At 61.0% G+C, this 11,722-nt stretch carries 7 protein-coding genes, 1 pseudogene and 2 riboswitches; of the genes and pseudogenes, 3 read left to right on the forward strand and 5 right to left on the reverse strand.

Features of this window, described 5'->3' with window-relative positions:
* Positions 1 to 4: 4 nt before the first annotated feature.
* The 5 genes from trpD to GJT30_06300 all read right to left on the reverse strand — a co-directional run bounded on the left by trpD (position 5) and on the right by GJT30_06300 (position 6,851).
* Entirely contained in the window at positions 5 to 1,063 is a 1,059-nt protein-coding gene (gene trpD / locus GJT30_06280) for an anthranilate phosphoribosyltransferase (GenBank protein ID MSM39211.1), read from the reverse strand.
* Positions 1,064 to 1,129: 66 nt separating this feature from the next.
* Positions 1,130 to 1,699 (reverse strand): anthranilate/aminodeoxychorismate synthase component II, encoded by a 570-nt coding sequence (locus GJT30_06285; GenBank protein MSM39212.1) that lies wholly within the window; start codon positions 1,697 to 1,699, stop codon positions 1,130 to 1,132.
* Entirely contained in the window at positions 1,699 to 3,180 is a 1,482-nt protein-coding gene (trpE, locus tag GJT30_06290; protein MSM39213.1) for an anthranilate synthase component I, read from the reverse strand. The genes GJT30_06285 and trpE overlap by 1 nt, the downstream gene beginning before the upstream one ends.
* 110 nt (positions 3,181 to 3,290) lie before the next feature.
* On the reverse strand, positions 3,291 to 5,681 hold the full coding sequence (locus GJT30_06295; protein ID MSM39214.1) for a HAMP domain-containing protein: 2,391 nt from the start codon (positions 5,679 to 5,681) through the stop codon (positions 3,291 to 3,293).
* A gap of 6 nt (positions 5,682 to 5,687) precedes the next feature.
* On the reverse strand, positions 5,688 to 6,851 hold the full coding sequence (locus GJT30_06300) for an ABC transporter substrate-binding protein (protein MSM39215.1): 1,164 nt from the start codon (positions 6,849 to 6,851) through the stop codon (positions 5,688 to 5,690).
* Between the two features lie 166 nt (positions 6,852 to 7,017).
* Here GJT30_06300 and htpG point away from each other — a divergent pair, with 166 nt between their 5' ends.
* From htpG to GJT30_06315, 3 genes and pseudogenes are all read left to right on the forward strand, one after another.
* Positions 7,018 to 8,964, forward strand: a complete 1,947-nt coding sequence (htpG, locus tag GJT30_06305; GenBank protein ID MSM39216.1) for a molecular chaperone HtpG — start codon at positions 7,018 to 7,020, stop codon at positions 8,962 to 8,964.
* A 116-nt stretch (positions 8,965 to 9,080) separates the two neighbouring features.
* A riboswitch (cyclic di-GMP riboswitch) is annotated at positions 9,081 to 9,157 on the forward strand.
* 86 nt (positions 9,158 to 9,243) lie between these two features.
* Positions 9,244 to 10,095: a hypothetical protein gene (locus GJT30_06310; GenBank protein MSM39217.1), complete on the forward strand. Its 852-nt coding sequence runs from the start codon at positions 9,244 to 9,246 to the stop codon at positions 10,093 to 10,095.
* Positions 10,096 to 10,201: 106 nt separating this feature from the next.
* Positions 10,202 to 10,277: riboswitch (cyclic di-GMP riboswitch) on the forward strand.
* Positions 10,278 to 11,639: 1,362 nt separating this feature from the next.
* Positions 11,640 to 11,722 (forward strand): annotated as a pseudogene (locus GJT30_06315) (PEP-CTERM sorting domain-containing protein).

Consider the following 11,722-nt stretch of genomic DNA (forward strand, 5'->3'; position numbering starts at 1 on the left):
GCTGCTACTGCGCCTCGCTGGTCAGGGTTACCAGGCGCTGAAGCTGCTCCAGGGCATGGCCTGAGTCGATGGCGTCAACCGCCTGCTCCATCCCCTCTGTGGGGGTTTCCGCCTTGCCTGCCGCCACCAGGGCATAGGCGGCGTTCAACAGCACGATATCCCGTTTCGGCCCCTGCTCGCCGGAAAGGATGGCGCGGACAATGGCCGCGTTCTCCCTGGCATCGCCACCCCGCAACTGGTTCATGGAACAGCGGCTCAGGCCGTAGGTCTCTGGTGAGATGACCGAGAGAACCACCCCCTCGGGATTGACATCGGCAACGCAGGTTTCGCCGGTCAGGGTAATCTCGTCCATGCCGTCCCGGCCGTAGACCACGAACCCCCGCCGGCACCCCAGGTTGCGCAGCACATGGGCCATGGTCTCCACCAGTTCCTCGCGGTAGACGCCGAGCACCTGGCAGTCGGCCCCGGCCGGGTTGGTGAGCGGGCCGAGGATGTTGAAGATGGTCCGGATGCCGATCTCGCGGCGCGGGCCAATGGCATGTTTCATGGCGCCGTGCAGTGCCGGCGCAAAGAGAAAGCCGATCCCCGCCTCGGTGATGCAGCGCTCCACCGTTTCCGGGGTCACGTCCAGGTTGACACCGAGGGATTCCAGGACATCGGCGCTGCCGCAGGCCGAAGAGACCGATCGGTTGCCGTGCTTGGCCACCTTGACCCCGCAGGCCGAAACCACGAAGGCGACGGTGGTGGAGACGTTGAAGGAGTTGGTGCCGCTGCCGCCGGTGCCGCAGGTGTCGAGGATGGTTTCCAGATCCACGTTGATGTCGTCCCGGTCGATGTCCACCACCCCCTTGCCGACCCGGATCCGGGTGGCGCGTTCGCGCATGACGCGAGCCGCGCCGGTTATTTCGGCAATGGTCTCCCCCTTCATCCGCAACGCGGTGATAAAGGCACCGATCTGCGCCGGGGTGGCGCCGCCGGACATGATCTGGTCCATCACCTCGATCATCTCACCTTCGCTTAGGTCTTCCCGCTCGACCACCCGTGCAATCGCCCTCTTGATCATGAATCTCCCCCATGGCGGACGGACCGGTCCGCGATCCCGGCAGGGCGCGCGGACCCGCCGCTGGTGTTATTTCGTCATTTCCAGAAAATTCCTCAGGATATCCATCCCCCCCTCGGTGAGGATCGACTCGGGATGGAACTGCACCCCCCAGACCGGCAGGTCGCGGTGCTTAAGCCCCATGATCTCCCCCTCCTCAACCCAGGCGGTTATTTCCAGGCAGGAAGGGAGCGTTGAACGCTCCACCACCAGGGAGTGATAGCGGGTGGCGTTGAAGGGGTTGGCAAGCCCCTGGAAGAGCCCCTTCCCATCGTGATGGATGAGCGAGGTCTTGCCGTGCATGAGGAAGTCGCTACGCACCACCTCGCCGCCGAAAGCAGCGCCGATGGACTGGTGCCCCAGGCAGACGCCGAGAATCGGTATCCGGCCGGCAAAATGGCCGATCAGCGGCAGGGAGATGCCGGCCTCGCTGGGCGTACACGGCCCCGGCGAGATGACGATCCGTTGCGGCTTGAGCGCCGCGATCTCCTCCAGGGTGATCCTGTCGTTGCGGTGCACCTGCACCTCTTCCCCCAGCTCACCGAAATACTGAACCAGGTTGTAGGTAAACGAGTCGTAGTTGTCGATCATGAGTAGCATCAGTCAAGCCCCTGTTCGGCGAGTTCGATCGCCTTCACCACTGCCATGGCCTTGTTCACCGTTTCCTGGTATTCGGTAGCCGGCACCGAATCGGCAACGATCCCGGCACCGGCCTGCAGATGTATTTTCCCGTCCTTGATGACCAGGGTACGGATGGCTATGGCCAGGTCCATGTTGCCGGAAAAGGAGAAGTAGCCCACTGCGCCGCCATAGATCTCGCGCCGGCAGGGCTCCAGTTCGTCAATGATCTCCATGGCCCGCACCTTGGGCGCACCGGAAAGGGTGCCGGCCGGAAAGGTCGCCCGCACCACGTCGAAGGCGTCCTTCTCTTCCTCCAGGACCCCCTGCACGTTGGAGACGATGTGCATGACGTGGGAGTAGCGTTCCACGGTCATCAGTTCCGAGACCCGGACCGTCCCGGTCTTGCATACCCGCCCCAGGTCGTTGCGCCCCAGGTCCACCAGCATGACATGCTCGGCCCGCTCCTTGGGGTCGGCCATCATCTCGTGTTCCAGGGCATCGTCCTCCTCAGCGGTGGCCCCGCGGGGGCGGGTGCCTGCAATGGGGCGCAGCTCCACCCGTTCTCCCTCCTTGCGGACCATGACCTCGGGGGAGGCACCGACCACCAACGTTTCGTCAAGCCGGAGGAAGAACATGTAGGGTGAAGGGTTGAGCGTCCGGAGCACCCGGTAGATATCCAGCGGCTCCACGGTTAGTTCGCCGGAAAAGCGCTGAGACAGAACGAGCTGGAAGACATCGCCGGCCCGCACGTACTCCTTGGTCTTTTCCACCGCCGCCTCGAAGGCCTCGCGGCTGAAATTGGGGGTGAAGGCCACCCGCTTCCCTGCCGACGGGATCGGCGCCGGCGGTGCCGGGGCGGTCTTCAGCTTGAGGATGAGGGCGTCGATGCAGGCCACTGCCTCGCGGTAGGCGTCTTCCGGGCTCTTGCCGTCATCAAGGTGGGCATTGGAGACCACCTTGATCTTCTGCCGCACGTTGTCGAAGATCAGGATCGTGTCGGTGATGACGAAATAGGAGTCCCAGGCACCGATATGAGCAGGTTTTTCCGTGGGGAGGTCCTCGAAGAAGCGGACCATGTCATAGCCGAGATAGCCGACCGCACCGCCGAAGAACCGGGGGATGCCGGCAACCTCGACTGGCCTGAAGCCGGCCAGGAACTGGCGGACAAAGCCGAGCGGGTCGCCGGTTTCCACGATCTGCGGCGCTTCGCCGGTGCGGAGCAGCTCCACCCGCCGCCCCTGCGAGCGGATTACCACGGCGGGTGAAGCGCCGAGGAAGGTGTAGCGGGCCCACTTCTCGCCACCTTCGATACTCTCCAGGAGAAAGGCGTAACGGCCGTCGTCTATCTTGCGAAAGGCGCTGACCGGCGTATCCATGTCGGCCATGATCTCGCGGTAGACAGGGATCAGATTCCCCTGGCTGCAGAGGGATCGGAAGGTCTCGAAATCGGGGTAGTGCATGCGGTGCTCCCATAATGGTCACGGCCGGGGGGGTAACAGGCGAAAAAGGCGCGTCTTGAGCCTGATGAGGGAAGCGCTACCCTATCATAAGCAGCCTTTGAGTGTCAAGATCACGCCGGGAGGGTGAAAGAGAAGGGAGATTCCTTTGCGGGCTGGCTCGGCAGGGTGAAGTAGAAGGTGGCACCGACGCCGACCTCCCCCTCGCCCCAGACCTTTCCTTCGTGTCGGTTGATGATCCGCTTCACCGTGGCCAGGCCGATGCCGGTCCCCTCGAAATCGCTGGAATGGTGGAGCCGCTGGAAGGTCCCGAACAGCCGGTCGGCATACGCCATGTTGAAGCCGACGCCATTGTCTTTGACAAACCAGACCTTTTCACGGTCGATCTCCCGGCAGCCGAATTCGATGACTGTCTCTTCGCATTTGCCGGTGTATTTCCAGGAATTCCCCAGCAGATTGACCAGGAGGACCCGCAGCAGATGGGGGTCGCCCCAGGCGGTCATCCCCTCGGCGATCACGAAGGTGACGGAACGGTCCGGGCTCCCTTCCTGCAGATCGGCGGCGATCTCGGCGGCAAGCCGGGAAAGGTTCACCTGCTGTCGGTGCATGTCGCCGCGGGTGACGCGGGAAAGATTGAGCAGATCGTCGATCAGCACTGACATCCGCTGGCTTGCCCGGCAGACCCGGTTGAGATAATCCTGGCTGTGCGGATCGAGCCGGTCGGCGCTTTCCTCCATGAGGAGTCGGCTGAACCCTTCGATATGCCGAAGCGGAGCACGCAGATCGTGGGAAACGGAATAGCTGAAGGCCTCCAGCTCCCGGTTGGTCTCTTCCAGGGCATGGGTCCGTCGCTCCAGGTCTTCGTTCAGCCAGGAAATCTCTTCCTGGGCGGCACTCCGCTGCCTGACCTCTTCCTGCAGCGCCTGGTTGGCATCGGACAGTTCGCGGGTCCTCTCCAGCACGCGCTGCTCCAGTTCGTCATTGAGGCGGCGGACCTCTTCCTCGGTCCTGCGGCGCCCGGTAATCTCCCGGACCAGCTCGATCCCTGCCACGATGGTCCCGGTCCCGTCACGCAGCGGAGAAGCGGTGATCTCGAAGTAATGGTCGCCATCGTCCATAGAAACGCGGCGCTCCAGGGTATGCACCCGCCCGTCGGCATAGGCGCTCGCTACGGGGCAGTTGTCGCAGATACGGTCGCTCTTCTCGTAGACCTCGTAACAGAACTTCCCGTAAGCCTCCCCGATTATCTGCCGATGGTACTCGTTCTGCAATATGACCCGAAATTCCCGGTCCTGGATGGAAAGGCCGTCGCCCATGCAGGCGAGGATGGTCTCCAGCTTGTTCTTTTCGGACAAAAGCTCGTCCTGGCTCTTCAGGTACTCGTCGAGCTGCTGGCGCAGTTCCTCTTCCACCATGGCCAGCTCTTCATTACGGTCCTTGAGTTCGTGTTCGCGCTGACGAACCGCATGGGCCATGGCATGAAACGAGTCGCTCAGGAGGGAGATCTCCTGGTAATCCGCCGGTATCGGGGCAATGTCGTAATCGCCCGCGGCAAGGAGCTGGGAATGGGCCTGGAGCTGCCCGAGGGGGCGGGTGATCCGGGTGACGACCAGGAGGGAAAGCCCCAGGGCAACGGCAAAGGCAACGGTAAGGCCGACCAGCATCAGCAGCTCGGTCTTGCGCAGGAATCCGAAGACTTCGCTCTCGTTCTGGCCGACAACGACCAGCCAGCCGGTCTCGGCAATACCGAGCACGCTGCCGATCTCTTTCCCCCCTTTGACTGGGTATGAATAGGTCCCGAACTTCCCCTGCAACCCCTGGCGCACAGCAGCAATGGAACTGGCGCTGGCCTGTTCGCGGACCAGGGAGATGTCGGGATGGGCGATGATCCGCCCCTGCCGATCGACGAGGTAGGCATAGCTGGTGGAGCTGATACGGGTCTGGTCGACGATGCGGCTGAGCCCGGCAAGCGGGATCTCGCCGACCACCAGGCCTTCCTCCCAGGGAAGGCAGAGGTTGATGGAGGGTTCGCCGGTTGTGGGTGAAATGAAGGTATTGGACCAGACGAGCCGGCCCTCATCCTGGGTCTGCCGGACAAAATCGGTTGCCGAGAAATCGACCCCCAGAAGGTCCGAACGATTCCGGCCGGGTTCGCCGGCACCCCAGAACGCAACCACCTTCCCCCGCCGGTTCAGCATCATGACCGACTGGAAGTAATGGTCGGGCATGATGACATTGTTCACGAGGGAAGAGAATTCGCCGCCGGCATAGCCGCGACTGCGGGCGAGGTTTTTCACCCCTTCGAGAACCACCACCGGTTCATGGAGGAAATTGGTCACCGCTACCGCAACGGTTCGGGCCACCTGCATGTTCTGCTTTTCGACAGCAGCCCTGGTATTGGCATGGTTGACCATGAGGACGAGCAGGGTAACCACCAGCATCGGCACCACCGCCGCCAGGAGAAAACCGCTCACCAATGCCCGTATTATGCTCCGCTTCCCCATCTCAGCCTATTCCACCCTGGCAAACGCCCCGTTGTCGATCCTGATTACGAACACCTTCCGCACGGCATCGCCGAAACGGTCGAGGGTTATCTCCCCCTGCAGCCCCTGGAACTTCTGCATGGCGAGCAGTGTCTCCTTCAGTCGGCGAGAATCGCCGCCGTTACGGGCCAGGGCCGCGGCAATGATCTTGACCGCCTCGTAGGAATAGGCGGCTGCAAAGGTCGGCTCCACCTTGTAACGTTCGCGATACGCACTCTTGAACTGGAGGTAGGAAGGGCTCTGATCGCTGCTGTCGAAATAGCGGCACAGGGTCAATCCTTCCACTGCCGAGCCCCCCATCTTGAGTAGTTCGGTGCTCCCTGCCCATTCTGCGGCAAAGAGAGGGATCGATGGGTCTAGCTTGCGGACCTGCTGGCAGATCATGGCCGTATCGACGGCTCCAGCCAGGATGAAGATCCCGTTTGGCTTCGATTTGACCAGCGATTCGGCAAGTTGCAGATAACTGGGGCGTTCCTTGGAGGCAAACGGCATGATCTTGCCGAATTCACCGCCATTCCCGCCAAACTCCCGGCGAAAGAACGACAGATAGTCTCCCGTGTATGACTCGTTGGAGATATCGTAGACAACCGCCAAGGTCCGCAGGTTCAGCCGCTGGCGCAGATACCCGGCCAGCCTTCCTGCCGCCACATGGTTGTCCGGGTAGATCCGGACGAAGAAGTCGTCGATACCGGTCAACTGCCGGGTTCCGCCAGTGGGGCCAAACAGGAGCACCCTGGCCTGGTCGACCTCCGGAACGGCAGCAAGGCTCATGTCGCTGGTCAGATGACCGATGATCGCCACGACCCCATCCCTGATCAGCTCCCGATCCACCTCTTTCGCCACTGCGGGGTCGCTGCGGTCGTCCCGCGCGATCAACTGCAGCTTGCGACCGCCAATGCCGCCCGCGTCGTTGATCTCATCCACGGCCACCTGGGCGCCGTCACGGCCGGCAACACCGAGATCGCCCATCTTCCCGGTCATGGAAGCGGCAAAACCGAGCTTGATCGGTTCCCTGTTCCGGCATCCACCAATGGCTACTGCCAATAACAGCAGCACCACCACTGGATGCAACAGCAATGCGGAAAAGGCGTCGCGGCGCATCATTTCCCCTCCAACGGGATATGCGGACATTCCCTCAGTTATGCAATAAGTTATACCTGAGAGTTGGCTGCTTGACTATGGTATACACAAAAAAACCATACTTCTGTCCGGTACCCCTTGCAAAATGCAGAGACAATCATTAGCTTTACTGGGATTTCACAACTCAACACCTTACGCAAAGGAGAAACGATCCCACATGTCAAAAACCACCAAGCAGTTCCAGACCGAGGTCCAGCAGCTTCTCGACCTGGTCATCCATTCCCTCTATTCCAATCGCGACATCTTCCTTCGGGAACTGATCTCCAACTCCTCGGACGCCATCGACAAGGTCCGCTTCGAGTCCCACTCCAACGAGGCGATCCTGGAAGGGAATACCGACTGGAAGATCAAGATCATTCCGGACAAGGCGGCCGGGACCCTCACCATCCGCGACAACGGCATCGGCATGTCCATGGCAGAGGTTGAAGAAAATATCGGCACCATTGCCCGTTCCGGCACCAAGGCCTTCATGGAGAGCCTCAAAGGGAAGGATCTGGCATCCCATCCGGAGTTAATCGGCCAATTCGGGGTCGGGTTCTATTCCTCCTTCATGGTGGCCGACCGGGTCACCGTCATCACCCGCCCTGCCGGCTCCCCGACAGAGGGTTGCCGCTGGGAATCCACCGGCGACGGCACCTACAGCGTCGAGGAGTGCGAAAAGGAGCAGCGCGGCAGCGACATCATCCTCCACCTGAAGGAAGAGATGCGCGAATACCTGGACGAGTGGAAGATCCGCTCCATCGTCAAGAAATACTCGGATTACGTCCAGTACCCCATCGTGATGGACGTGACCCGGAAGGAGCCGGCCAAAGGGGTTGACGGCACCGTCATCGGAGGGGGCGGGGATATCGAGAAGACCGTGGAGGAGACGCTCAACTCCATGAAGGCGATCTGGACCCGCCCCAAGAGCGAGGTCACCGAAGAGGAATACGAGGAGTTCTACAAGCACATCTCCCACGACTACGACAAGCCGTTCCGCACCATCCATTACGCCGCCGAAGGGACCAGCGAATTCCGCGCCCTGCTCTACATCCCGGCCCACAAGCCCTATGACGTCTTTGTCCGCGACCAGCGCAAAGGGGTGCACCTCTATGTCAAGCGGGTCTTCATTACCGACCACTGCGAGGAGCTCCTCCCCGACTACCTCCGGTTCATCAAGGGGGTAGTCGACTCCAGCGACCTGCCGCTCAACGTCTCCCGCGAGATCCTGCAGCAGGACGTGGAGATCAGGCGAATCCAGAAGAGCCTGGTGGGCAAGATCCTTTCGACGCTCGGCGAGCTGCAGGAGAAGGAGGCGGACGAATACCTGAAGTTCTACACCGAATTCGGGCCGATCCTCAAAGAGGGGATCCATTTCGACCATGCCAACAAGGAGAAACTCCAGGAGCTGCTCCTGTTCGAAAGCTCGCGCACCGAACCGGGCACCTATGTCTCGCTCAAGGGGTACCTGGAGCGGATGCCCGAGGGGCAGAAAGAGATCTACTTCATCACCGGGACATCGCGCCAGGCCGTGGAAAACTCCCCCCACCTGGAAGCGGTGCGGAAGAAAGGGTATGAGGTCCTGTTCCTCATCGACCCGGTGGACGAATGGGTGGTGCAGTCGCTCACCGAATACGACGGCAGGAAACTGAAGGCCATCGACCGGGGAGATCTGGAACTGGAAAGCGAAGAAGAAAAGAAGGCGCTGGAGGCAAAGCAGGAAGAGGCGAAAAAACAGTACGGCAGCCTGCTGAATTACATAAAAGAGACCCTGGCCGACCAGGTCAAGGAGGTGCGTCTCTCGACCCGCCTCACCGACAGCGCCTGCTGCCTGGTGGCCGACGAATTCGGTATCGGCGCCAACATGGAGCGGATCATGAAGGCCCTCAACCAGGACATGCCCGAATCGAAGCGAATCCTGGAACTGAACCCTGATCACCCGATCATGGCAGCCATGACCCGGCTCTTTGAAAAGGATCAGAAGAATTCCCGGCTGGCCGACTACTGCGAACTCCTCATCGACCAGGCGCTGCTCACAGAAGGCTCCCCCATCAAGAACCCGCTCCGGTTCACCCGGCTGGTCAGCGAGCTGATGGTCGCCGATGCCAAGGGGTTGGCAGACTGACACTAACCTGCTGTTTGTAATGACTATTGCGGCACGTGCTGCATTTTTCTGCTTGACACCTTATCCTCATTAAGATAAAGTCGCAGCATATTAGTCAACAAACAGCAGCCGTAGGTAGACGACAATACTAAACCACCCGCGAGGGTGGGACGGAAAGCCCACAGGGTCTCACCGAGACAGCCGGGTCGCCGAAATATCCTAACCGATATGTGCGGCGACCCGGCTTTTTTTGTTTGTTCCGACAACGACGAACAGAGTCGCCGCCAAAGGATGACAGACATGAACCTGAAGAAGAATCTCTCGCATATAGCCATCTTCGTCGAATTCATCGCCGGTTCCGGCCTGGCCATCTTCTTCCACATGGTGCTGAACAACGAAAGCGCCGCCTACATCACCTTCGGCATCGGCATCCTGCTCTCGCTGGTCACCTACCTGGTGCGGGAGGAGATCGAGAAGAGCAGGGACCGGCTCCTGGAGCAGTACCACCAGGCCCACGAGATCCCCTTTGCCATTGCCCGGATCGGCAATCCCGAATGCCAGGTCAAGGCACAGGAGCTGATGGCCGGCACCAAACGGACCATTGCCATGCTCCAGCAGGGGTACATCCCGCTGGATGAAGCGGAATTCTACCTGGAAGGGGCCAAGCTCTCCGACATGACGACCCGGCACATCAAGGCGGTCGATCCCCTGACCCCGGGCTGGGGAACCCGCGGTGCCCTGCTCAACTTCTACCAGGCCAACCTGCGGGCCCTGGACAGGGGGGTAAAGATCACCCGGATCTTCGTCATCAACCGTGAGGAACTGGCGGAAGCAGAGATCCAGAAGGTACTCCTGGCCCAGCACCGCGACGACATCGACGTCCGTATCGTCTACCGTGAGGAACTCCCCACAGCCAGCGACTTCAGCAGCCGGGATGTCGACAACCACTGCGACTTCGCCATCTACGACGAACGGGTGGTGACCGAGATCTTTCCCCAGAGCGGCAAATTCTTCGGCCGCAAGACCAACGAGCCGGTGGAGGTGGCCAAGTATCTCCACCAGTACGATCTCATCGAACATAGCGCCCACGTGGTGGTAGAGGAGAGCGACCGGATTATCCTCGCCACCGATGCACTGGCCCTGGCCTGCTGATCAGCAGACATCACCCGTAAGGAGGTTTTCCGGGATAACGATATTTCTAACACAGGCACGGTACGGGCGCCTTTGACGATACACAGCCCGCACCCATACCCATGGTAGACGATAATGCTAAACCATCCGCGAGGATGGGGCGGAAAGCCCACGGGTCTCCACGAGACAGCCGGGTTGCCGAAATACCCTCACGATTCGGCCCCGGCTCTTTTTTTGAGCAGCGCGGGCCAGGAAAGGGGGCAACAACGACATCCTGTACTGATCCGTCAATGAGCTTCACAACCATAGGACATCAACAGCACGAAACGCAGCACAACCAAGGAGGAAACATGCAGATCAAACATATCATAAGCACATGCGCTCTCATGATCGTCACGGTCATTCTGGCAGGCTGCGGCGGCGGCTCAGGCACCGGGACGCAGGCAGTATCCGGCGTCACGGCCGGCGTCATTACCAGCGTCGACGGCAGCGCCAGCGGCAAGACCATCGCCCTCACCGGAGCCACCGGTTCGGGCAGCATCCAGATCAATGGCGAGGAATTCTCCCTGAACGGCACCCACATCATCAAGGACGACGATGACGACCAGCTGTCCACCGGCATGGTGGTGACCGTGAAGAGCCACGATGGCGGCGCGGGAAGCGGTAAGACCGCTCTGGAACTGAGCTGCGACCATCTGCTCAAGGGCCCGGTCGCATCCGTCGACACGAACGCCGGCACCCTGGTGGTCATGGGACAGACCGTGAACACCCTTGATACCACGATCTACGAACATATCAGCAGTCTGAGCGGGCTGACGGTCAACGACATGGTAGTGGTGAGCGGTTATCTGGATGCCAACGGTCAGGTTCAGGCTACCCGCATCGAACGGAAGAACAACCCCTTCATTCCCAACAGCACACCGGTCAAGGTGATCGGCGCGGTCTCCGCAATAAACGGCCAGACCATCACGGTTGGCGGCCTTACCATCGTCAGCACCCATGCGCTGCCGCAGCAGCTTGCCGTCGGTGTCCTGGTCAAGGTCAGAGGAACCCTGAGCGCAACGAACGGCACCCTCACCGCAACCCAGGTCTCCATCAAGCACCCTGAACTGGACGATGCCGACCACGCGACGATCGAAGGCATGGTGGCCAACCTCTCGGTGGCTGACGGGACCTTCACCGTAGGCGGGATCTCGGTGCTGGCAAACGGGATCGACCTGTCGGGTATTGCCGCAAACGACCGGGTCGAGGTCGAAGGAAAACTGGTCAACGGTGTCCTGCTCGCCTACAGGGTAACGCTCAAGCAGCATGGCAAAGGTGGCGGCATGCCGACCCCGACCCCGACGCCCACTCCGACGCCTTCGCCTTCTGCAGGCCAAACCGTGTTCAATAGCAACTGCGCCGGTTGCCATGTCCTGACCGGCACCACCACCATGAACCTTACCGGCAAAGGGACTCTGGTCAGCACGAAATTCCCGGCTGCCGGGACGAGCGGCCACAAGGGGATCACCCTCTCGGCCAGCCAGATCACCGACCTTGCCGCATTCCTGAATGGGCAGGCGACTCCGACTCCGACTCCGACTCCGACTCCGACTCCGACTCCGACTCCGACTCCGACTCCGACTCCGACTCCGACTCCGACTCCCAC

Origin of the sequence: Geobacter sp. (assembly GCA_009684525.1) — a bacterium.
Taxonomy (GTDB): Bacteria; Desulfobacterota; Desulfuromonadia; order Geobacterales; family DSM-12255; genus Geoanaerobacter.